The organism is Mycobacterium sp. 94-17 (genome assembly GCF_035617725.1).
Taxonomy (GTDB): domain Bacteria; phylum Actinomycetota; class Actinomycetes; order Mycobacteriales; family Mycobacteriaceae; genus Mycobacterium.
This window is the reverse complement of the sequence record NZ_JAPIYN010000003.1, coordinates 108,714-130,409: the sequence shown is the minus strand read 5'-3', so window position 1 is coordinate 130,409 and position 21,696 is coordinate 108,714. Positions and strand designations below refer to the sequence as shown.

Genomic DNA, 21,696 nt, shown 5'->3' with positions numbered 1-21,696 from the left:
TTACAGCTGAGCGGCAATCAGGTCCGCCACCGCGCGCATCCCGGCGGCGTTCGGGTGTAACGGGGCGGGACGCCCCGGCAGCGGGACACCGAGCCGGGCGGGCAGCGTCGTCCAAGGATCAGGCGACCACGCGTGATGGTCGCGGCTCTCCGCCGCGGCCCGGACGACTTCGCCACCGGTCGCCGCGGCGGCGTCGGCCGTCATCGTCTCCAGCGTGGCGGCCACGTGACGCCCCAGGTCGGCATCCGTGGGCGACAGCGGCGCTGCGGGCGCACCCGCCGGCGGCAGCACCGTCAGGTAGTCGACGAAGAAGATCCGTGCCTGCGGGGACCGCTGACGCAGCGCGCGGCCGACCGCACACAGCGACTCGAATACCGCGTCCAGGGCGCGATCTCGCGCCTGGCGATCCAGCAGTTCGCCGATGCGATCCCCCAACAGCGGCAGGTGACGCAGCGAGCGCGGTAGCGCCGCCACCGTCAACAGCGGAATGTAGCCGACGTCGTTGCCGCCGATGGTCACCGTGACCAGGCTCTCGGTGCCGTCCAGCGCCGCGATCTGGGGCGGTGCGCCGTGCTGGCGTTCGGTGAGCACGTGGGCGGTGGTCGCGCCGGAGAAGGTGACGTCAACCAGGTCGTACCCGTATCGCTGCGCGATCAGGTGCGCGTAGTTGCGGGCGGACCGGCCCGACCAGCGTGGAGCGCCGGCGGCGCGGGCCCGGATGCCGGGACCTGCGGCCATCGAACTGCCCAGTGCCACATATCGACTCATCGGCTCGGGCTCAATTGTCGGGCCTGGGGCTCGAAGCCTGCGCCCAGAACCGCTTCGGGATCCGTCCTGCGCGCCGGGCCAGATACCCGGCGGTGACGGCGGCGGCCATCGCGGCGGCCATCGCCGGCGGATCGGCGGCCCGGGTCACCGCGGTGGCCAACAACACCGCGTCGCAACCCAATTCCATCGCCAGCGCGGCGTCGCTGGCCGTTCCGATGCCCGCGTCGAGCACCACCGGAACGCCGGCCCCGGCGACGATCATTTCGATGTTGTGCGGATTGGTGATGCCAAGGCCGGTGCCGATCGGCGAACCCAGCGGCATGACCGCCGCGCATCCGGAGTCCTCGAGCCGGCGCGCCAGCACCGGATCATCGTTGGTGTAGGGCAGGACGACAAACCCGTCGTCGACCAATTGTTCTGCGGCGCGGACTAATTCGACCGCGTCGGGCAACAGCGTGCGTTCGTCGGCGATCACCTCGAGCTTGATCCAGTTGGTGTTCAGTGCTTCACGTGCCAACTGTGCGGTGAGCACCGCCTCGGCCGCGCCGCGGCATCCGGCCGTGTTGGGCAGCGGCGTGATGCCGAGTCGGTTGAGCAGATCGAGCAGTCCGGTGCCGCCCTCGGCGTCGACCCGGCGGATGGCGACGGTGGTCAGTTCCGTGCCCGAGGCCACCAGCGCCTCTTCGAGCACCGCCAGGTTGCCCGCTCCCCCGGTCCCCATGATGAGCCGCGACGCGAAGCTGCGGTCGCCGATGGTGAGTTTCGAGTCAGCCACCTTGCACCGCCGTCACTATCTCGAGCCGGGCACCGTCGAAAAGTTCTGTGGTCCAACGTGATCGCGGCAGCACCGCGTCGTCCATCGCCACCGCGACGCCGCGGTCCGGGAAACCCAGGGACCGCAGCAGCGCGGCGACCGTGACGTTCGCGTCGACGTCGACCTGTTGTTCGTTGACCACGACGACCATCAGCGCCGCTCCTCCTCATCGCTTCGCTCTGCATCGTCGCAGCGCGAGATCATCGGTGCGCTCCCACCGGGGCGAGTTCGGACACGATCTGTTCTGCCGTCCAGGGCGCCAGCAGGAATCCCGACCGGCCGTGGCCCGCGGCGACCAGCGTGCGCGCGTCCAGGCGGTGCACCAGCGGCAGATTGTCGGGTGTCATCGGGCGCAGCCCGGCGGCGCATTCGGCCAGCTCGTATTCGCCCAGCGCCGGCAACACCGCGCACGCGTCGTCCAGCAGGTCGCGCACGCCGGACACGACCGGGGCGGTGTCGCGCCCGTGTTCGTACTGGGTGGCGCCCACCACCACCCCGTCGGCGCGCGGCACCAAATACACCTGCCGTCCGTGCACCCGGGCGCGAACAACGCGCTGCGGCAACGGCATACAACCCTTGCGCCACCGCAGTCGCAGCACTTCGCCCTTCACCGGGCGCACCGGCAGGCCGGGCCACAGTGCGGGCGCGTCGATGCCGTTGGCGATCACCACCGCGTCGGCGTCGACGCGCGACAGCTCGTCCACCGCCGGCGCCCACGACACCCCGAGCAGCTCGCACTGCTGCGCCAGCGCGTCCAGCACCGCCCGGTTGTCCACCGCCAATTCGGTGGGCGCCCGAAAGCCGTGCCGGATGCCTTGCGCCAGCAGCGGTTCGACGTCGCGGGCGGCCGGCTCCCAGACCACCGGGTGCCCCTGGGCGGATAACCACTCCGCGACGGTGCGCAGGTCGGCGGCATCGGCGCGGTCGACGGCCACCACCAGCGACTCGCGCGCGGTGACGATCTCGGGTGGCAGCCCGTCCAGGAAGCCGCCCTCGCGCCACAGCCGCAGCGATTCCAGGCCCAGCCGCAGCAGTCGCTCTTCGCCCGGCCAGCCCTCGCTGTGCGGCGCCAGCATGCCGCCGGCGACCCAGGATGCGCCCCGGTGGTCGGTGCGGTGCACCCGAACCGACCATCCGGCCTGCGCCGCGCGGCGCGCCACCGCGAGGCCGATGATGCCGCCGCCGATGACGGCCAGGCACCCCGGCGGGGGTCCCGAGGGCATCCCGGTCATTCTCTTGCCTCCCTTCGCCGGCATGACCCGGATCAGGTGTGACGGTAAGGGCGGGGCCGGGTGGTTCCGGCTGCGCCCACTCTCAGCCCCGCAGTCAGCTACCCGGGACTCCCGTGTCTGGTGGTTCTCTTCGGCTCCACGCTAGCGCGCTAGCGTCTCGGTGTGCATCAACGTGCTGCCCGACTGGCCGCCGCGCGGCTATATCTGTGCACCGACGCGCGCCGCGAGCGCGGCGACCTGACGGAGTTCGCGGACGCCGCGCTGGCCGGCGGCGTGGACATCATCCAGCTGCGGGACAAGGGCTCGGCCGGTGAGCGGCAGTTCGGCGCCCTCGAGGCGCGCGACGAGCTCGCGGCGTGCGAGATCCTGGCCGACGCGGCCCGCAGGCACGGCGCCTTGTTCGCCGTCAACGACCGGGCCGACATCGCCCGCGCGGCCGGCGCCGATGTGCTGCACCTCGGGCAGGGCGACCTGCCGCCGGCCGTCGCCCGCGACATCGTCGGCCCGGAGATGCTGCTCGGGCTGTCCAGCCACGACCGCGGGCAGGCGGGCGCCGCCGCCGCAGCGGCCGATTACTTCTGCGTCGGCCCGTGTTGGCCCACGCCCACCAAACCGGGCCGCACCGCAGCGGGCCTGGGCTTGGTGCGGACCGCCGCCGAGCTGGGCACCGCCACGCCGTGGTTCGCGATCGGCGGCATCGACGAGCGGCGCCTGCCCGAGGTGCTCGCCGCCGGCGCCCGGCGCATCGTGGTGGTGCGGGCGATCACCGCGGCCGCGGACCCGCGGGCCGCGGCCGAGCGGCTCAGTTCGGCGCTGGCAGCAGCGAGCTGATCTTGCGGGTCAGCTGCGAGGGCTGCCGGCCGGCCAACGGGTGGCCGGGCGTGCACCATACGAAGACCCCGGTCTCGATCTCGATCGTGCGCGGCAAATATCGCCGCCGTTCGTCGTCGCGGTCCAGCGGCAACACCGCAGGCTCGGTTCGCAGCTGCCGCCAGCTGGCCGCGAAGCCGGGATGCAGCGGCAGGCGGGACACGTCCTCTTCGGAGACCCAGCGCATCTCGGCGCTTTCCCGGTTGGGCACGGTGTGCAGCAACTCGCCGGCGTCGGCGACGACGGTGGTGTAGCTCCATCGCGTGCCGGCGATCCCGGCAACCTCCGACGTGACCACGGTCGCGCGCACCGCGACCAGCTCAGCCGGCAGGCCGGCCTCTTCGTGCGCTTCACGGACGGCCGTCTCCTCGGGCGTTTCGTGGCTGTCCCGCGCGCCGCCCGGCAGTCCCCAGGTGCCCCCCTGATGGCTCCACACCGCGCGATGCTGGAGCAGCACCGCGGGCGTGCCGTCGGGTTGCGGGGCCCGCAGCAGCAAACCCGCCGCCCCGAAGCGGCCCCAGTAGTGGGCGCCTTTCTCGGAGATCACCCAGCCGTCACCGTCACCCTGCACCGATTCAGGATATGCAGACTTGGTTGGGGCGTCGTCAATTGCGTCCGCCTCCACCCATCCACCCGAACATGCTCTTAGACTTCGCTTATAGAGGTCCGTACAGCGAAATCCAATGGCCGAGAGACGAGGGCTGATACAACGTGACGGTTGAGCTGGCGCACCCGTCGACCGAGCCGCAGGGATCGCGGTCGCCCGCCGAACCGGCCCATCCACGCTGGTGGTTCATCTCGACGACACCGGGCCGCATCCTGACCATCGGCATCGTGCTGGCCGCGCTCGGCGGGATGAGCGCCTTCGCCACCTCGACCACCATCAACCACCGGCAGCAGGTGCTGACCACGGTGCTCAACCACACCGAGCCGCTGGCATTCGCGGCGGGGCGGCTCTACACCACCCTGTCGGTGGCCGACGCCGCGGCGGCCACCGCGTTCATCGCCGAGGCCGAACCCCAGCCCGTCCGCCAGCGCTACGAGCAGGCCATCACCGACGCGTCGGTGGCCGTGACCCGGGCGTCGAGCGGGCTCACCGACGAACCGCTGGTGCAGCTGCTGGGCCGGATCAATGCCGAGCTCGCCGTCTACACCGGCCTGATCGAGATCGCCCGCACCAACAACCGGGAGGGCAATCCGGTCGGCTCGTCATACCTGTCGGAGGCGTCGGGGCTGATGCAGTCGACGATCCTGCCCGACGCGGCGCGGCTTTACCAGGCGACCTCGCACCGGGTGGACACCGAAACCACCGCGTCGACGCAGATCCCGGCGCCGGTGATCATGGTCGTCGGCGCCACCGTGGTGTTCGGCGCGTTCTCCCACCGCTGGCTGGCGCGGCGCACCCGGCGCCGAATCAACCCCGGCCTGGTGGTGGGCGCACTCGCTATCCTCGTCATGGTGGTTTGGGTTGGGACTGCGCTCACCATTTCGACGACGGCAAGTCGTAGCGCGAAGGATACTGCCGCGGAATCCCTCAAAACCGTCACCAACGTCGCCATCACCGCCCAGCAGGCGCGCGCCGACGAGACGCTGTCGCTGATCCGCCGCGGGGACGAGGAGAAACGCAAGCAATCGTTCTACCAGCGCATCGACTCCATGCACCGCCAGCTCGACCAGTACATGTCCCGCAGCGATGCCGTGGACAAGCCGGACCTGCAAGGCGCCGATCAGCTGCTGCTGCGCTGGCGGCAGGCCAACGACCGGATCACCTCCTACATCTCGGTGGGTAACTACCGGGCCGCGACGCAGGTGGCGCTGGGCAGCAGCGAGGAGGACTCCACCCCGGCGTTCGACAAGCTGGAAGGCGAGCTGGCCAAGGCCATGGATCAGGGCCGCATCACCCTGCGCAACGACGTCATCAACGCGCGCAGCGGGTTGTCCGGCGCCCAGGTCGGAGGTGTGGTGCTCAGCCTCGGCGCCGCCATCGCGGTGGCGCTGGGACTATGGCCGAGGCTGAAAGAGTATCGATGATGATCCGGCGGCTTCTGCTTCGCCGAACGTGCGCCGTGGCCGCCACGGTGGTGGTGGCGGCGGGCTGCGGGCACACGGAGTCGCTGCGGGTGGCCAGCGTGCCGACGTTGCCGCCGCCGACACCGGTCGGCATGGAGCAGCTGCCGCCGCGGCCGCCGCTGCCGCCCGACGGACCGGACCAGAACTGCGACCTGACGGCCAGCCTGCGGCCGTTCGCCACCAAGGCGGAGGCGGACGCGGCGGTCGCCGACATCCGGGCCCGCGGCCGGCTGATCGTCGGACTCGACATCGGCAGCAACCTGTTCAGTTTTCGTGATCCGATCACCGGCGAGATCACCGGCTTCGACGTCGACATCGCCGGCGAGGTGGCACGCGACATCTTCGGCGCGCCATCACACGTCGAGTACCGGATCCTGTCGTCGGACGAGCGGGTCACCGCGTTGCAGAACTCCGAGGTGGACATCGTGGTCAAGACCATGACCATCACCTGCGAACGGCGCAAGCTGGTGAACTTCTCGACCGTTTACCTCGACGCCAACCAGCGCATCCTGGCCCCGCGCGACTCGTCCATCGTCAAGGTCTCCGACCTGTCCGGCAAGCGGGTCTGCGTGGCGAGGGGCACCACGTCGCTGCACCGGATCCGGCAGATCGATCCGCCCCCGATCGTGATCTCGGTGGTCAACTGGGCCGATTGCCTGGTGGCGATGCAACAGCGGGAGATCGACGCAGTCAGCACCGATGACTCGATCCTGGCCGGGCTGGTCGAAGAGGACCCGTACCTGCACATCGTCGGCCCCAACATGGCCACTCAGCCCTACGGCATCGGAATCAACCTGAACAACACCGGGCTGGTGCGATTCGTCAACGGAACGCTGGAGCGGATCCGCCGGGACGGCACGTGGAACACGTTGTACCGCAAGTGGTTGACGGTGCTGGGACCCGCGCCTGCCCCGCCTACCCCGAGGTATCTGGACTGATGGCCGAGGCGGACAAGCGCACCGAGCAGCCGGACACCGGCCCGGAAGACGCTGCGGACGGGGGCCCGCGCACCCAACCGGCCGACGCCCAGACCGGCGCGGCGACGGGACGGTTGCAGGCCACGCAGGCGCTGTTCCGTCCCGATTTCGACGACGACGATGACGACGACTTTCCGCACATCTCGCTGGGCAGCCTGGAGACCGACTCGTCGGACCGCATGGCCGTGGCCACGCGTTCGTTGCCGGCGGTCAGACAGCTCGGCGGCGGCCTGGTGGAGATCCCGCGCGGGCGCGACATCGACCCGCTCGAAGCCCTGATGACCAATCCGGTGGTCCCGGAGTCCAAGCGATTCTGCTGGAACTGCGGAAAGCCGGTGGGGCGGTCCGACAAGAACACCAAGGGCGTGTCGGAGGGGTGGTGCCCATCCTGCGGCAGCCCGTATTCGTTTCTGCCGCAGCTCAATCCCGGCGATATCGTCGCCAACCAGTACGAGGTCAAGGGCTGCATCGCCCACGGAGGTCTGGGCTGGGTCTATCTGGCGGTCGACCACAACGTCAACGATCGACCGGTGGTGCTCAAGGGTTTGGTGCACTCCGGCGACGCGGAGGCGCAGGCGATCGCGATGGCCGAACGGCAGTTCCTGGCCGAGGTGGTCCATCCCCAGATCGTCCAGATCTTCAACTTCGTCGAACACGTTGACCAGCACGGGAATCCGGTTGGCCTCATCGTCATGGAATACGTCGGTGGCCAGCCGCTCAAGCACGGCAAGGGCAAGAAGCTGCCCGTCGCCGAGGCAGTCGCCTACCTGCTGGAAATCCTGCCCGCACTGAGCTATCTGCATTCGATCGGCCTGGTCTACAACGACCTGAAGCCGGAGAACATCATGCTCACCGAGGAGCAGCTCAAGCTGATCGACCTGGGCGCGGTGTCGCGGATCAATTCGTTCGGATACCTCTACGGCACACCTGGTTTCCAGGCGCCCGAGATTGTGCGGACCGGCCCGACGGTCGCCACCGACATCTACACGGTGGGCCGCACCCTGGCCGCGCTCACGCTGAATCTGCAAACGCGCAACGGCCGCTACGTCGACGGTCTGCCCGAGGACGACCCGGTGTTGACCACCTACGACTCCTTCCGCCGGTTGTTGCGCCGTGCCACCGATCCCGACCCACGGCGCCGGTTCTCCAGCACCGAGGAGATGTCCGCCCAGTTGATGGGCGTGCTGCGCGAGGTGGTCGCCCTTGACACCGGTGTGCCGCGACCCGGCCTATCGACCATCTTCAGCCCCAGCCGCTCGACGTTCGGCGTCGACCTGCTGGTCGCCCACACCGACGTGTACCTGGACGGCCAGGTCCACTCGGAGAAGCTCACCGCCCGCGAAATCGTTACCGCGCTACAGGTTCCGCTGGTCGATCCGGCCGACGTCGCGGCTCCCGTCCTGCAGGCGACCGTGCTGTCCCAGCCGGTGCAGACCCTGGACTCGTTGCGCGCGGCCCGGCACGGGACGCTGGACGCCGACGGCGTCGAGCTGTCCGACTCGGTGGAGCTACCGCTGATGGAGGTTCGCGCGCTGCTGGATCTCGGCGACGTGGCCAAGGCCACTCGCAAGCTCGACGACCTGGCCGAGCGGGTCGGCTGGCAATGGCGGCTGGTGTGGTACAAGGCCGTCGCCGAGCTGCTTACCGGCGACTACGATTCGGCGACAACGCATTTCACTGAAGTGCTGGACACGTTTCCCGGCGAGCTGGCGCCCAAGCTGGCCATGGCGGCCACCGCCGAGCTCGCCGGCGACGTGGACGACCACAAGTTCTACGAGACCGTGTGGAAGACCAACGACGGCGTGATCTCGGCCGCATTCGGGTTGGCCAGATCCTTGTCCGCGGAAGGGGATCGGACCGCCGCGGTGCGCACGCTGGACGAGGTGCCTGCCACCTCGCGGCACTTCACCACCGCCCGGCTGACCAGCGCGGTGACGCTGTTGTCCGGCCGGTCCAAGCGCGAGATCACCGAGGAGGACATCCGCGACGCGGCCCGGCGGGTGGAGGCGCTGCCGCCCACCGAGCCCCGCGTGCTGCAGATCCGCGCGCTGGTGCTGGGCTGCGCGATGGACTGGTTGGAGGACAACCAGGCCAGCACCAATCACATCCTCGGTTTCCCCTTCACCGAGCACGGGCTGCGGCTGGGAGTCGAAGCGGCGCTGCGCAATCTGGCCCGCGTGGCGCCCACTCAGCGGCATCGCTACGAACTCGTGGACATGGCGAACCGGGTGCGCCCCACCAGTACCTTCTGAGGCTTCGGGTCGGGAAACAGGCCGGCAGTTTCACGGCTCATCTGAGAAGGATGAGCAAGGCAACGAGAACCCCGACGACCGCGAACGCGAGTGCCGAGCCGATCACGAACGGGCCCCTCCGGGTTTCGAGGATGACGAACCCGCGGCGGGTCTCGCGGACGTATTGATACCGAGACAGCGCCGCGAGCGCGGCGACGACGCCGGCACAGATAAGCGAGGCCCCGACGACGCGGGCGGCGTCGGCATGGACGAGTAGGACTACCGTGAAAGCGAATACGCAACCCAGCCCGATCAGCGTCATTGTGCGTTGGAGGTGGTTGCGCTCGAACGGGTACTGCATCCCCCACAGTTTCTGGCGCCCGGCGTTCATCGAGACTCAGGGCCGGGGCGCGACAACGAGGACGATGACTCCGACTCCCACGAGCAGGACCGCCACGGCGACCAGCAGCGGGGCACCGAACCCGGGCAACGGCCGACGCCGCCGCAATGCGCGCTCGCTGACAAACCAGCGCCGCACGCCGAGCCCGCAGGTGCCGAAGGCGATCGCCACGAGACCCAAAGCGAGGATCTCGCTCTCGAACCGGGGGTGCTCGATGAGGAGCCGGTCGATGGCGACGGCGCCCGCCAGCAGGGTCACCGCGAATCGCAACCACGACAGGTAGGTACGTTCGTTGGCCAGGCTGTAGAGAGGGTCGGGCTCACGCCCGACGTCGTACACCCCATGAGGGAAACGCGAACCGAGCGCCGCGTCACCGTCGAAGTCCATCACCTCGTTGCCGGCCACCCAAACACGATAGACCGCGGCCGCGTCATCACCCACGACCTCACGGCTGACGTGGGCCAGGCTCACCCGGTCGAGCGCCGGTGACCTCATCGGGACCGCAAGAAAATCGCAAGAAGCCACAGCAAATTTCCAGCCGCACCGGGCACTGTTAACGCATGGCAGGCCAGTCCACCGCGTGGGTCAGCACGGCCCGCATGCTGCGCCGGGCCGGGTTCGGGGTGACCGGGCCCGAGGTCGACGCGGCCGTCGGCCGGGACTGGCCCGGCTACGTGGACGCGATGCTGGCGGCGGACCCCGTCGCGGACCCGGGCGCGGTCGCCACCCCGATGCCCGTGGTGGAATCGCCGCGACCGCCCGGCAAAGGCGCCACCCCCGCCGCGCGCAAGCAGTACAACCAGCAACTGAACGGACAGCTGGGCGTGCTGGCGGACTGGTGGCTACGGCGCATGGTCAGCGTGCAGCAGCCGGTCCATGAGAAGCTGACGCTGTTGTGGCACAACCACTTCGCCACCTCGGCGCAGAAGGTGCGCTCGGCCGCACACATGGCGGCTCAGAACCAGAAGCTGCGCACCATGTCACTCGGTGACTTCCGCACGCTGGCCTACGCCATGCTGACCGACGCCGCGATGCTGCGCTGGCTGGACGGACAGGCCAGTACCGCCAAGTCCCCCAACGAAAACCTCGCCCGGGAATTCATGGAACTGTTCGCGTTGGGCCACGGCAACGGCTACACCGAAGGCGACGTGCGCAACGGTGCGCGGGCCCTGACGGGATGGGTGATCGGCGCGGGCGACAAGACCTCCATGACCCCGAGACGCCATGACGCGGGCACCAAGACGCTGTTCGGGCAGAGCGGCAACTTCGATGCCGCCGGGTTCTGCGACACCGTACTGGCACAACCCAAATCGGCCGAGTATGTCGCCGGAAGACTCTGGCAGCAACTGGCCTCCGACGATCCGCCGTCGCCGCAGGCGCTCGACCGTCTGGTGTCCGCCTACGGGCCCAAACGCGACCTGCGGGCGCTGACCCGGACGATCCTGACCGACGACGAGTTCACCACCGGCAGGGCGGCCATCGTCAACACGCCGGTGGAATGGATTGTCGGCGTTGCCCGTTCGCTTCGGGTACCGATGGACAAGCCCGCGCGGGTGAAGATGGTCGACTCGACGTTGCGGGCGCTCGGCCAGCGGCCCTTCTACCCGCCGAGTGTCGGCGGGTGGCCGCACGGCCAGGTGTGGCTGTCCACCGCCAGCGCGGGCACGCGGTTGCGCGCCGCGACGGAACTGGCACGCGCCGGCGACCTGTCCGGCATCGACGGCGTCGCCCAGGGCGACCGCATCGACGCGGTCGGATACCTGATCGGCGTCGGGGCGTGGTCGGACCGCACCGTCGAGGCGCTGCGGCCGCTGGTGCGTCAACCGGCGCAGTTGGTCGCTGCCGCCGTCAACACTCCCGAATACCTGACATCGTAGCGAGATCACCCATGCCCGAATTGAATCGCCGCAGGTTCCTGATAGCCAGCGCCGGTGTCGGCGCGGCCGGCCTGTTGTCCGGCGTGGCGGTCAATTGGCCCGACCTGATGCGCGCGGCCCGCGAGCGGCCGCTGCCCGACGGCGCCGGTGTCCTGGTGATCGCCACGCTCTATGGCGGCAACGACGGGATCAACACCGTGATCCCCTATGCGGACAACGCTTATCACGACGCGCGCCCCGCGCTCGCCTACGCGCCGGGCGACGTCCTGCACCTCGATCAGCAGCTGGGACTCAACCCGGCGATGAAGGGATTGGCGGGGCTGTGGAACCAGCGGCGGCTCGCCATCGTGCGCGGCGCCGGATACCCGAAGCCCGACCACAGCCACTTTCGGTCCATGGACATCTGGCAGACCGCCTCGCCGGCCGAGCCGGTGTCGACCGGCTGGATCGGCCGCTGGCTCGACGCCACCGGGGATGACCCGTTGCGGGCCGTCAACATCGGCGCCGTGCTGCCCCCACTGGCCGTCGGCGCGAAATGCACGGCGGCCGCGCTTTCGCCGGGCAGCGCGGCCGGCAAAGCGGAGAAATTCGACGCGGTCATGGACGCGCTCGGCCACGACGACCCCTCCGACACGCCGGCCATGGCCGCGGTGTGCAAGGCCTATCGCGCCGCGCGGACCACCGACACCACCTTCGCCTCGGTTAAACCCGCCGGCAAACAACATAATTCGCTGTCCGCCCAGCTGGGCATGGTCGCCGAGGCCATCAAGGCCCGCGTGCCCACCCGGGTGTACACGGTGCAGCTGGGCGGCTTCGACACTCACGCAAGCGAGCGCGGGACCCAGCAGCGTCTGCTGCAGACATTCGACGAGGCCGTGTCCTCGTTCTTGCAGCAGGTGGCCGGCTCCAATGTGGTGTTGATGGCGTATTCGGAATTCGGGCGCCGGGTTCGGGCCAACGCCTCGCAGGGCACCGATCACGGCACCGCCGGCCCCGTCTTCGTAGCCGGCTCACCCGTCAGGGGCGGCTTCTACGGCGAACAGCCCAGTTTGACCGACCTCGACAACGGAGACCTGAAGTACACGACCGATTTTCGCGACATCTACGCCGAGCTGCTGGCGCGCGCGGTCGGCACCGATCCCACACCCGCGGTGGGCGCCGGGCGAAACAGTCTCGGCTTCCTATCCGCCTAGGAGGTTCACGCAGTCCCGGGCGATCGCCAGTTCCTCGTTGGTCGGAACCACCAGCACGGCGATCGGTGAGTCGTCGGCGGAAATCTGGCGCGCACCCTTGCCGGCGCCGAGGTTGCGCCGCTCATCGAGCACGATGCCCAGTTCTTCCATGCCCGCGACCGCGTCGCGGCGCACCGCCGGGTCGTTCTCGCCTATCCCGGCGGTGAAGCTGATGACATCGGTGTGCCCGAGCACCGCCAGGTAGGCGCCGATGTACTTGCGCAGCCGGTGCGTGAACACGCTGTACGCCAATTTCGCTGCCCCGTCGCCGGATTCGATCATCGTCCGCAGCCGGCGAAAGTCGCGCTCACCGGACAGACCGAGCACCCCGGAGCGCTGATTGAGCATGGACTCGACGTCGTCGACACCCATCTCCGCGGTGTGGCACAGGTACCCGACGATGCTGGCATCGATGTCGCCGCTGCGGGTGCCCATCACCAGGCCCTCCAGCGGCGTCAAGCCCATCGACGTGTCCAGCGGCCGGGCACCGGCGATCGCCGAGGCGGAGCAGCCGTTACCCAGATGCAGCACAATCTGTTTCAGGCCGCCGATCGATCGGTCCAAGAACGTGGCGGCCCGCTCGCTGACGTAGCGGTGCGAGGTCCCGTGAAACCCGTACCGGCGGATCTGATACCGCCGCGCCAGGTCGCGGTCGATGGCGTAGGTAGCCGCCGCGGGCGGCAGGTCGTGGAAGAACCCGGTGTCGAACACCGCGATGTGGGCGATGCCGGGCAGCAGTTTGCGCGCGACTTCAATGCCCTTGAGCGCGGGCGGATTGTGCAACGGGGCCAGCTCCGACAACTCGGTCAGCCTGCCGATCACCGCGTCGTCCAGCAGGGTGGGTTGATAGAACGTGTTGCCGCCGTGCACCACTCGGTGGCCCACCGCGACGACGCCGCTCGATTCGAGATCGATGCCGTCGTCGGCGAGCGTGTCGAACGCGCGGCGCAGCGCGGCGTCGTGGTCGGGAACCGACGAGGACTCCTCCCCGATGCGTTCGACCAGTCCCGTCGCGCGGGCTTCACCCGAATCCGGGTCCACCACTTGGTATTTCAGCGAGGACGAACCGGAGTTGATCACTAGCACCACGCGGTCAGCCATGGTAACCCTGCGCCTGAATCGCGGTGATGGCAACGGTATTGACGATGTCCTCGACGGTCGCGCCGCGGGACAGATCGTTGACCGGTTTGCGCAGGCCCTGCAGCACCGGGCCGATCGCGATGGCGCCGGCCGAGCGCTGCACCGCCTTATAGGTGTTGTTGCCGGTGTTGAGGTCGGGGAAGATGAGCACGGTCGCGCGCCCGGCGACCGGCGAGTCGCGCATCTTGGTCGCCGCCACCGACGGATCCACCGCGGCGTCGTACTGGATCGGCCCCTCCACCAGCAGCTCCGGTACCCGGGACCGCACCAAATCCGTTGCCGTCCTCACCTTGTCGACATCCGCACCGGCGCCCGAGTCGCCGGTCGAGTAGGACAGCATCGCCACCCGCGGTTCGATGCCGAACTGCGCAGCGGTGCGCGCGGAGCTGATCGCGATGTCGGCCAGCTGCTCGGGCGTCGGATTCGGGACGATCGCGCAGTCGCCGTACGCGAGCACTTTATCGGGCAGACACATCAGGAAGATGCTGGACACCGTGGACACGTCGGGCACCGTCCGGATGATCTCCAGCGCGGGACGCACGGTGTGCGCGGTGGTGTGCACCGCACCGGACACCATTCCGTCGACCATGCCGTGATACACCATCATCGTGCCGAAATAGGTTGCGTCAAGCAGGATTTCACGGGCATGCTCGAGTGTCACGCCCTTGGCCTCGCGCAGTTCGGCGTACTTGGCCGCAAATTCGTCGTGTAGGTCACTGCAGCGCGGGTCGATCACCGACGCGCCATCCAGGCTGACACCGAGTTCGGCCGCGCGGGAACGGACTTCGGACTCGTCGCCGAGGATGGTCAAGTCGGCAACGCCGCGTTGCAGCAGCCGGCCGGCCGAGCGCAGGATCCGGTCGTCCTCGCCCTCGGGCAGCACGATGCGCTTGCGGTCGGCCCGGGCCTGCTGCTGCAGCTGGCGGGTGAACATCTGCGGGGTGACGACCGTGGGTATCGGGATGGCCAGCTGCTCCAACAGGTCGTCGATGTCGACGTTGCGGTCCATCAACTGCAATGCGGTATCGATTTTGCGTTGCGAGCGCGCGGTGACCCGGCCACGGGAGGAGGCGGCCGCGCCGGCGGTGTCGTAGGTGCCCAGCGTGGTCGCGATGATGGGCAGCCGCAGGTGCAAACCGGCGACCAGCGCGGCGATCGACGGATGCAGCTCGAGCCCACCGTTGAGGATGAGGCACGACAGCGACGGAAACCCTTCGGCCGCATGCGCACTCGCCACCGCCAGCACCACGTCCGACCGGTCCCCCGGGGTGATCACCGCCACGCCGTCGCGCAGCCGCTCCAGGACGTGGTCGGCCGTCATCCCGGCGACCATCACGCCCATCACCTCGCGGTCGCGCAGCGAGACGTCCCCGCTGACGGGCGTGCCGTGCACCGCGTCCTCGAGTTCGGCCACCGTCGGCGCGGCCAGCAGCGGCGCCTCGGGCAGCACGTAGCAGCGGGGCGTGAATCTCCGCAGGGCGTCGCGCACCGCGTTCAGCTGCGCGGGCTCACACCGATTGACCACCACGGCCGCGGCGTGCGCACGCTGCGCCGACAGCTCGGCCAGGCACGCCTCGACGACGTCGGTGACGTCCTGCGGGGTGCGATTCGCGCCGCGCACCATCAACAGCACCGGCGCACCCAGGTTGACCGCGATCCGGGCGTTGGTGGCAAACCCGGCCGGGCTGGTCGCCCCGCCGATGTCGGTGTAGTCGCTGCCGACGATCACCACCGCGTCGCATTGCTCGGCCATCGCGTGGTAGGCATCGGCGATGGTGGCGATCGCGGCGTCGATGTCGTCGTGCACCTGCTGGTAGCTCACGCCGACGCACTGCTCATACGGCAGGCCCGCGGTGGCATGGTCGAGCAACAGCTCCAGAATGTAGTCGCGCTTCTCCCCCAGGCGCGTAATCGGCCGGAACACACCGACTTTGGCGACGGTGGCCGCCAGCCGGTGCAGCAGGCCCAGTGCGATCGTCGACTTGCCGGTCTCCGCCTCGGGAGCGGCGATATAGATCGCTTTCGCGAGTGCCCCCGCGTCAGCCAAGCTTGCGCAATCTGGGCTCGAGGTCCTTCTGGAAGAGCTCCAGGAACCGGCGCTGGTCATGGCCGGGCGCGTGGAACACCAGGTGGTTCAGCCCCCAGTCGACGTAGTCCTTGACCTTCGCCACGGCCTCGTCGGGATCGGACGCCACGATCCAGCGCTTGGCCACCTGCTCGATGGGCAGCTCGTCGGCGGCCTTCTCCATCTCCAGCGGGTCGTGGATGCTGGTCTTCTGTTCGGCCGTCAGGGACAGCGGCGCCCAGAACCGGGTGTTCTCCAGCGCCTTGTCCGGATCGGTGTCGTAGGAGATCTTGATCTCGATCATCCGGTCGATATCGTCGGGATTCTTGCCCGCCGCCTCCGCGCCCTCGCGCATCGCGGGAATCAGCTTGTCCTTGTACAGCTCCTCGCCCTTGCCGGAGGTGCAGATGAACCCGTCGCCCGCGCGGCCCGCGTACTTGGCCACCTGCGGGCCGCCCGCGGCGATGTAGATCGGGATGCCGCCCTCTGGCACGTCGTAGATGGAGGCACCCTTGGTGTGGTAGTACTCGCCCTCGAAGTCCACCCGGTCGCCCAGCCACAGTTCGCGCATCAGCCGCACCGATTCGCGCAGCCGCGCATAGCGCTCCTTGAACTCCGGCCACTCGCCCTCGTATCCGGTGGCGATCTCGTTGAGCGACTCGCCGGTGCCGACACCGAGGAAGATGCGGTCCGGGTACAGACAGCCCATCGTCGCGAATGCCTGCGCGATGACGGCGGGGTTGTATCGAAAGGTCGGCGTGAGCACCGACGTGCCCAGCTGGAGCCGCTTCGTGCGTTCGCCCACGGCGGTCATCCAGGCCAGCGAGAACGGGGCGTGCCCGCCCTCGTGCCGCCACGGCTGGAAGTGGTCGCTGACGGTCGCGCTGTCCATGCCGTGCGCTTCGGCGGCGACGGCGAGTTCGACGAGCTCGCGCGGTGCAAATTGTTCGGCGGACGCCTTGTATCCGAGTCTCAGTTCAGCCACCAGTCTTTTCTACTCCTGTGCATTCGGTCGGCGCCCGGCTGCCAACCTAAACTCGCGGGCATGGGATCGGCGCCAACTCTCGTCCAAGTGACCGACACGGTGTACCTCGCCCGGGGAGAGGCCGTCAATTGGACGCTGGTGGTCGACGGCACCGGCGTGATGCTCATCGACGCCGGATATCCCGGCGACCGCGCCGACGTGCTGTCGTCGCTGCGGGAGCTCAGCTACGGCCCCGGCGACGTGCGCGCCGTCCTGCTCACGCACGCGCACATCGACCACCTGGGCTCGGCGATCTGGCTGGCCGACGAATACGGCACCGACGTGTACTGCCATACCAGGGAAGTGGGCCACGCCAAGCGCGAATATCTGGAACAGGCATCGGTTTTCGACGTCGCCCTGCGTATCTGGCGACCGCGTTGGGCGGCCTGGGGTCTGCACGTGCTGCGCAACGGCGGCCTGATTCGCGACGGAATCCCGTCCACCCGCCCGCTGACCGACGAGGTGGCGGCCGGCCTGCCCGGCCACCCGAGGGCGGTGTTCACCCCCGGGCACACCAGCGGGCACTGCTCGTACGTCGTCGACGGCGCGCTGGTCAGCGGCGACGCGCTGATCACCGGGCACCCGCTGCTGCGCCGGGGTGGGCCGCAGCTGCTGCCGGCGGTGTTCAGCCACAGCCAGCAGGAGTCGTTGCGGAGCCTGGACGCGCTGGCGCTGCTGGACACCGACGTCCTGCTGCCCGGGCACGGCGACGTGTGGCGCGGCCCGATCCGGGAAGCGACCGCGCGGGCTCGCGCAGCCGCCAGCTGAATCCGCAGATCAGCTAAACCGGTTGCGCCGCAATCTGAATCAATCCAGCCACTTCTCGAACGCGATCGGAACGAATGGGCCCCACGACGGCAGCGGGTTCGGCGGTATCCGGGTGTACCCGGTCGCGTCGTAGAGCGCCACGGCCTCGGGCTGCCGATCGCCGGTGATCAAGTACAGCCGACGGTACCCCCGCGACCGGGTCTCGGCCTCCAGCGCCGCCAGCAGCACCCTGGCGTAACCGCGGCGCCGATGAGCGGCGTCGGTCCAGATCCGCTTGAGCTCGGCGGTATCGGCGTCGTACCGGCGAAACGCACCGCCGGTCACCGGCACCCCGTCCAGCACGCCGATCAGCAGTCCGCCGTCCGGTGGCGCCAACTCGGCCTTGGGCACCGGCAGCCAGGTCAGGTGGGTGCTCGGCGTGCCCCCGTACCGCTGCGCATACTCGACGGCCAGTTCGGCCAGCAACGGCCGCGCCAGCGGGTCGTCGTGCGTAGCCGACACGAACCGCAGGCGGCTTTCCGGCTGGCTTGATTCCGGCATCATCAAGTCTCAAGCGCGCGTCGCGGTGACGTATTCCGGGATGAACTCCGAGTCGCCGGGCCGGGTCCTCCGCCGCCTGCTCAGCCCCAGCGCGCCCAGCAGTCCGGTGATGTCGTGCCCGGCGGTCCGCCAACCCTTCGACGCCAAATATTCTGGCACATAATGATATTCGCCGGGATAGGTCAGGCTCGCCAGATCGACGTCCAGGCCCCGCCTGCGCCAGCCGTCGACGAAGGCGCGCTCGGCCCCGAGCCGCAACGGATTCCAGGTGGGCATGTGGTCGGCGACGAACCGGCTGCCGGGGGCGCTCGCGGCGGTGACGCCGTTCAGCAACTGGTTCTGCGCGCCGGGCGGCAGATACCCGACGAGCAACTGCTCGGCCACCCAGACCGTGGGTCGGGCCGCGTCGAACCCCACCCGGCGCAGCGCCGCCGGCCAGTCCTGAGCCAGATCGATGCCGATCGCACACCGGTGGGCGGCCAATTCGGCGTCCAGCCCGCGCAGCACGTCGGCCTTGAAATCCAGCACCTGCGGCTGATCGATCTCGTACACCGTGGTCCCCCGCGGCCACCACAGCCGGTACGGCCGGGTGTCCAGGCCCGAGGCCAGGATCACCACCTGGCGAATGCCCGCGCGACCGGCGCCGGCCAGGAACTCGTCGACGAACCGCGTATGCGCCGCCAGCGCGTCCATCAGCGCCGTCATCGCCGGGTCGTCGCCGTCGTCGTCGGTGAACACGCGGCCCTTGATCGCCCGGGTGAGGTAGTCGATCCCGACGGCGCACAGCAACGGCTCGGCAAACGGATCGTTGAGCAGGCCCTTGCCGGTGGCCAGCGCCCGCGCGGCCGCGCCGAGGGTCGCGGTCACCGCCACATCGGCCGTCTGCGCCATGGTCGCCTCAGACACCGGAGCGACGCCGCACGGTCAGCGCGGCGACCGCCCGCCAGCCCAGCAACAGCAGCGCGGTGACCGCCGTCGCGACCACCACGAAACTCGCCGCCACGCCCGCGGACGTCGCCTTGCGCAACAGCATGCCGATGACCACGGTGGACAACCACACGACGACCCCGGTCGGCACCAACTCGGCCGGCCGCCGCCACGCGCGCGAGAGCGCCCACCCGACGACGGTGCCGGTGAGAAAGGGCCACGCCGTCACGGCGACGCCGGTGACATCGAGACCCTCGTCGTGGCTGCGTCGCCCCACGGTGCAGAACACCAGCACCCCGACGACATCGACCGCGAGCCAGGCCGGTCGCTTGAGCCTAGGCATGCGGGCAGACTACCGGGACGTCGTGCGATGGCCGATTAGTGGCAGGCTGATCCCATGAGCACTCAGACACCACCCGCCTTCGACCGCGACGACCCGCTCGGCCTCGACGCCTCGCTCTCCAGCGACGAGTTGGCGGTGCGTGACACCGTCCGGGAATTCTGCGCCGAACACGTTCTTCCGCACGTCGCGGAGTGGTTCGAAGTCGGCGACCTACCGGTCCGCGAATTGGCCAAGGGGTTCGGCCAACTCGGCCTGCTGGGCATGCACCTGGACGGGTACGGCTGCGGCGGCGCCTCCGCCGTGCATTACGGGCTGGCCTGCGTGGAGCTGGAGGCCGCCGACTCCGGCCTCCGCTCGATGGTCTCGGTGCAGGGTTCGCTGGCGATGTTCGCGATCTGGAGCTTCGGGTCCGAGGAACAGAAGCAAAAGTGGCTGCCCGGCATGGCCAGCGGCGAGTTGCTCGGCTGCTTCGGACTGACGGAGCCCGACGTCGGCTCCGATCCGGCCGCGATGAAAACCCATGCGCGCCAAGATGGTTCGGACTGGGTTCTCAATGGGCGCAAACTGTGGATCACGAACGGCTCGGTCGCCGACGTCGCCGTCGTCTGGGCCGCCACCGACGACGGTGAATCCGCAGGGATTCGCGGATTTCTCGTGCCCACCACGACACCGGGATTCAGCGCCAACACGATCCACCACAAGCTGTCGCTGCGGGCGTCGGTCACCAGTGAGCTGGTGCTCGACGACGTGCGGGTGCCCGCCGAGGCGATGCTGCCCGAGGCCAAGGGACTGCGCGGGCCGCTGTCCTGCCTGTCGGAGGCCCGCTACGGAATCGTGTGGGGCTCCATGGGGGCGGCCCGCTCGGCCTGGCAGGCCGCGCTGGACTACTCCACGCAGCGCACCCAGTTCGGCCGCCCCATCGCCGGCTTCCAGCTGACCCAGGCCAAGCTCGTCGACATGGCGGTCGAGCTGCACAAGGGCCAGCTGTTGTCGCTGCACCTCGGCCGCCTCAAGGACAGCGTCGGGCTGCGTCCCGAGCAGGTCAGCTTCGGCAAGCTCAACAACACCCGCGAGGCGATCAAGATCTGCCGCACCGCACGAACCATATTGGGCGGCAACGGAATATCCCTGGAATACCCCGTCATCCGGCACATGGTGAACCTGGAGTCGGTGCTGACGTACGAGGGCACGCCCGAGATGCATCAGCTGGTCCTCGGCCAGGCGTTCACCGGCAGCGACGCCTTCCGCTGAAAGGGGCATCGATGGGCACACGCCTGGAGTACACGTCCGAGCATCACCAGTTCCGGGAACTGGTAAGCGATTTCGTCCGGCAGCGGGTGGTGCCCAACCACGAGAACTGGGAGCGCGACGGCCAATGGGACCGCTCGCTGTTCATCGAGGCGGGCAAACTCGGCCTGCTGGGCTTCTCGGTGCCCGAGCAACTCGGCGGCCCGGGCGTGCGCGACTTCCGCTACAACGCGATCGTGATCGACGAATTGCAGCGCGCCGGCGCCGCCGCCGAGGCCATCGCCTTCACGCTGCAAAACGACGTGGTGCTGCCGTATCTCACCGACCTGACCACACCCGAACAGCAACGGCGCTGGCTGCCCGGCGTGGTCACCGGCGAGACGGTGCTCGCCATCGCGATGACCGAGCCCGGCACGGGCAGCGACCTGGCCGGGATCCGCACCACCGCGGTGCCAGACGGTGACGACTACGTCGTCAACGGCGCCAAGACGTTCATCTCCAACGGGCAGGTCGGCGACCTCTTCGTCGTCGCGGTGCGCACCTCCCCGGGTCGCCACCACGGCCTGTCGCTGCTGGTCGTCGACCCCGCCACACCCGGGTTCTCGCGCGGCCGCAACCTGGAGAAGATCGGCCTGCACGCCCAAGACACCAGCGAGCTCACCTTCACCGACATGCGGGTGCCCAGGGCCAACCTGCTCGAGGACGAGGGCAAAGGCTTCTACCAGCTGATGAGAAACCTGCCCCAGGAGCGGCTCGCGCTCGGGGTGGGCGCGGTGGCCGCCGCCGAAGCCATCCTCGCCGAGACCCTCGACTACGTGCGCGACCGCACGGCGTTCGGCTCACCGATCGCCAGCTTCCAGAACAGCCAATTCGTGCTTGCCGAACTCGCGACCGAAATCGACGTCGCCCGTACCTATCTCGACGACTGCCTGGCCGAGCACCTGGCCGGCGAGCTGACCGCCGCGCGCGCCGCGCGGCTGAAGTGGTGGACCACCGAGCTGCAGGTGCGCACCGCCGACCGCTGCCTACAGCTGCATGGCGGCTACGGCTACATGCGCGAATACAGCGTGGCGCGGGCCTTCGTCGACGCCCGCATCCAGACCATCTACGGCGGCGCCAACGAGATCATGAAGACGATCATCGCCAAAGACCTCGGCATCTGACCACGGC

At 69.2% G+C, this 21,696-nt stretch carries 22 protein-coding genes and 1 riboswitch; of the genes, 9 read left to right on the top strand and 13 right to left on the bottom strand.

Annotated elements, in window-relative coordinates; genetic code table 11:
- The 4 genes from OQ789_RS05300 to thiO are packed head-to-tail and all read right to left on the bottom strand — an operon-like array spanning nucleotide 1 to nucleotide 2,805.
- A complete protein-coding gene (locus OQ789_RS05300) occupies nucleotides 1–768 on the bottom strand; it encodes an SGNH/GDSL hydrolase family protein (RefSeq protein ID WP_324683983.1) in 768 nt (255 codons plus the stop codon).
- Nucleotides 769–778: 10 nt separating this feature from the next.
- The gene (locus OQ789_RS05295) at nucleotides 779–1,543 is read right to left on the bottom strand and encodes a thiazole synthase (protein ID WP_324683982.1); all 765 of its coding nucleotides are present in this window, start codon (nucleotides 1,541–1,543) and stop codon (nucleotides 779–781) included.
- Nucleotides 1,536–1,733, bottom strand: a complete 198-nt coding sequence (gene thiS, locus OQ789_RS05290) for a sulfur carrier protein ThiS (RefSeq protein ID WP_324683981.1) — start codon at nucleotides 1,731–1,733, stop codon at nucleotides 1,536–1,538. The genes OQ789_RS05295 and thiS overlap by 8 nt, the downstream gene beginning before the upstream one ends.
- Nucleotides 1,734–1,782: 49 nt before the next feature.
- Nucleotides 1,783–2,805, bottom strand: coding sequence for a glycine oxidase ThiO (gene thiO / locus OQ789_RS05285; protein ID WP_324684232.1), 1,023 nt, complete (start codon nucleotides 2,803–2,805; stop codon nucleotides 1,783–1,785).
- 1 nt (nucleotide 2,806) lies between these two features.
- Nucleotides 2,807–2,939, bottom strand: a riboswitch (TPP riboswitch).
- Between the two features lie 37 nt (nucleotides 2,940–2,976).
- Between thiO and thiE the strand changes: the two genes are divergently transcribed.
- Entirely contained in the window at nucleotides 2,977–3,645 is a 669-nt protein-coding gene (gene thiE, locus OQ789_RS05280) for a thiamine phosphate synthase (protein ID WP_324683980.1), read from the top strand.
- Here the strand turns inward: thiE and OQ789_RS05275 are convergent.
- On the bottom strand, nucleotides 3,617–4,255 hold the full coding sequence (locus OQ789_RS05275; RefSeq protein WP_324683979.1) for an NUDIX hydrolase: 639 nt from the start codon (nucleotides 4,253–4,255) through the stop codon (nucleotides 3,617–3,619). The two genes, thiE and OQ789_RS05275, sit on opposite strands and share 29 nt — an antisense overlap.
- 140 nt (nucleotides 4,256–4,395) lie before the next feature.
- On the opposite strand from OQ789_RS05275, the gene glnX reads away from it, so the two are divergent.
- Genes glnX through OQ789_RS05260 form a run of 3 tightly spaced genes read left to right on the top strand, consistent with a single transcriptional unit; the run spans nucleotide 4,396 to nucleotide 8,983 of the window.
- Entirely contained in the window at nucleotides 4,396–5,715 is a 1,320-nt protein-coding gene (gene glnX / locus OQ789_RS05270; protein ID WP_324683978.1) for a protein kinase G-activating protein GlnX, read from the top strand.
- Nucleotides 5,715–6,692 (top strand): glutamate ABC transporter substrate-binding protein, encoded by a 978-nt coding sequence (locus OQ789_RS05265; protein ID WP_324684231.1) that lies wholly within the window; start codon nucleotides 5,715–5,717, stop codon nucleotides 6,690–6,692. The genes glnX and OQ789_RS05265 overlap by 1 nt, the downstream gene beginning before the upstream one ends.
- The gene (locus OQ789_RS05260) at nucleotides 6,692–8,983 is read left to right on the top strand and encodes a serine/threonine-protein kinase PknG (RefSeq protein ID WP_324683977.1); all 2,292 of its coding nucleotides are present in this window, start codon (nucleotides 6,692–6,694) and stop codon (nucleotides 8,981–8,983) included. The genes OQ789_RS05265 and OQ789_RS05260 overlap by 1 nt, the downstream gene beginning before the upstream one ends.
- Before the next feature lie 37 nt (nucleotides 8,984–9,020).
- Here the strand turns inward: OQ789_RS05260 and OQ789_RS05255 are convergent, their stop codons facing one another.
- Together OQ789_RS05255 and OQ789_RS05250 are read right to left on the bottom strand one after the other, a co-directional pair.
- The gene (locus OQ789_RS05255) at nucleotides 9,021–9,323 is read right to left on the bottom strand and encodes a hypothetical protein (protein WP_324683976.1); all 303 of its coding nucleotides are present in this window, start codon (nucleotides 9,321–9,323) and stop codon (nucleotides 9,021–9,023) included.
- A gap of 36 nt (nucleotides 9,324–9,359) precedes the next feature.
- A complete protein-coding gene (locus OQ789_RS05250; protein WP_324683975.1) occupies nucleotides 9,360–9,857 on the bottom strand; it encodes a YidH family protein in 498 nt (165 codons plus the stop codon).
- A 65-nt stretch (nucleotides 9,858–9,922) separates the two neighbouring features.
- Between OQ789_RS05250 and OQ789_RS05245 the strand changes: the two genes are divergently transcribed.
- Both OQ789_RS05245 and OQ789_RS05240 read left to right on the top strand, forming a co-directional pair.
- Nucleotides 9,923–11,239 (top strand): DUF1800 domain-containing protein, encoded by a 1,317-nt coding sequence (locus OQ789_RS05245; RefSeq protein ID WP_324683974.1) that lies wholly within the window; start codon nucleotides 9,923–9,925, stop codon nucleotides 11,237–11,239.
- Nucleotides 11,240–11,250: 11 nt separating this feature from the next.
- Nucleotides 11,251–12,432 (top strand): DUF1501 domain-containing protein, encoded by a 1,182-nt coding sequence (locus tag OQ789_RS05240; RefSeq protein ID WP_324683973.1) that lies wholly within the window; start codon nucleotides 11,251–11,253, stop codon nucleotides 12,430–12,432.
- On the opposite strand, the gene OQ789_RS05235 is transcribed toward OQ789_RS05240, so the two are convergent.
- The 3 genes from OQ789_RS05235 to fgd are packed head-to-tail and all read right to left on the bottom strand — an operon-like array spanning nucleotide 12,421 to nucleotide 16,661.
- Nucleotides 12,421–13,572 (bottom strand): acetate kinase, encoded by a 1,152-nt coding sequence (locus OQ789_RS05235; protein ID WP_324683972.1) that lies wholly within the window; start codon nucleotides 13,570–13,572, stop codon nucleotides 12,421–12,423. The genes OQ789_RS05240 and OQ789_RS05235 overlap by 12 nt on opposite strands.
- Nucleotides 13,565–15,658 carry a phosphate acetyltransferase gene (gene pta, locus OQ789_RS05230; protein WP_324683971.1) on the bottom strand — a complete coding sequence of 698 codons (2,094 nt, stop codon included), beginning with the start codon at nucleotides 15,656–15,658 and terminating at the stop codon, nucleotides 13,565–13,567. The genes OQ789_RS05235 and pta overlap by 8 nt, the downstream gene beginning before the upstream one ends.
- Nucleotides 15,651–16,661: a glucose-6-phosphate dehydrogenase (coenzyme-F420) gene (gene fgd, locus OQ789_RS05225; RefSeq protein WP_324683970.1), complete on the bottom strand. Its 1,011-nt coding sequence runs from the start codon at nucleotides 16,659–16,661 to the stop codon at nucleotides 15,651–15,653. The genes pta and fgd overlap by 8 nt, the downstream gene beginning before the upstream one ends.
- 60 nt (nucleotides 16,662–16,721) lie before the next feature.
- Between fgd and OQ789_RS05220 the strand changes: the two genes are divergently transcribed.
- Entirely contained in the window at nucleotides 16,722–17,468 is a 747-nt protein-coding gene (locus OQ789_RS05220) for an MBL fold metallo-hydrolase (RefSeq protein WP_324683969.1), read from the top strand.
- 39 nt (nucleotides 17,469–17,507) lie between these two features.
- Here OQ789_RS05220 and OQ789_RS05215 read toward each other — a convergent pair whose 3' ends face one another.
- The 3 genes from OQ789_RS05215 to OQ789_RS05205 are packed head-to-tail and all read right to left on the bottom strand — an operon-like array spanning nucleotide 17,508 to nucleotide 19,278.
- The gene (locus tag OQ789_RS05215; RefSeq protein WP_324683968.1) at nucleotides 17,508–18,011 is read right to left on the bottom strand and encodes a GNAT family N-acetyltransferase; all 504 of its coding nucleotides are present in this window, start codon (nucleotides 18,009–18,011) and stop codon (nucleotides 17,508–17,510) included.
- Between the two features lie 6 nt (nucleotides 18,012–18,017).
- On the bottom strand, nucleotides 18,018–18,899 hold the full coding sequence (locus OQ789_RS05210; RefSeq protein ID WP_324684230.1) for an SAM-dependent methyltransferase: 882 nt from the start codon (nucleotides 18,897–18,899) through the stop codon (nucleotides 18,018–18,020).
- 7 nt (nucleotides 18,900–18,906) lie between these two features.
- The gene (locus OQ789_RS05205) at nucleotides 18,907–19,278 is read right to left on the bottom strand and encodes a DUF3054 domain-containing protein (protein ID WP_324683967.1); all 372 of its coding nucleotides are present in this window, start codon (nucleotides 19,276–19,278) and stop codon (nucleotides 18,907–18,909) included.
- Nucleotides 19,279–19,332: 54 nt separating this feature from the next.
- Here OQ789_RS05205 and OQ789_RS05200 point away from each other — a divergent pair, with 54 nt between their 5' ends.
- Together OQ789_RS05200 and OQ789_RS05195 are read left to right on the top strand one after the other, a co-directional pair.
- On the top strand, nucleotides 19,333–20,529 hold the full coding sequence (locus OQ789_RS05200; RefSeq protein ID WP_324683966.1) for an acyl-CoA dehydrogenase family protein: 1,197 nt from the start codon (nucleotides 19,333–19,335) through the stop codon (nucleotides 20,527–20,529).
- Between the two features lie 11 nt (nucleotides 20,530–20,540).
- A complete protein-coding gene (locus tag OQ789_RS05195; protein ID WP_324683965.1) occupies nucleotides 20,541–21,689 on the top strand; it encodes an acyl-CoA dehydrogenase family protein in 1,149 nt (382 codons plus the stop codon).
- The last annotated feature ends 7 nt before the right edge of the window (nucleotides 21,690–21,696 follow it).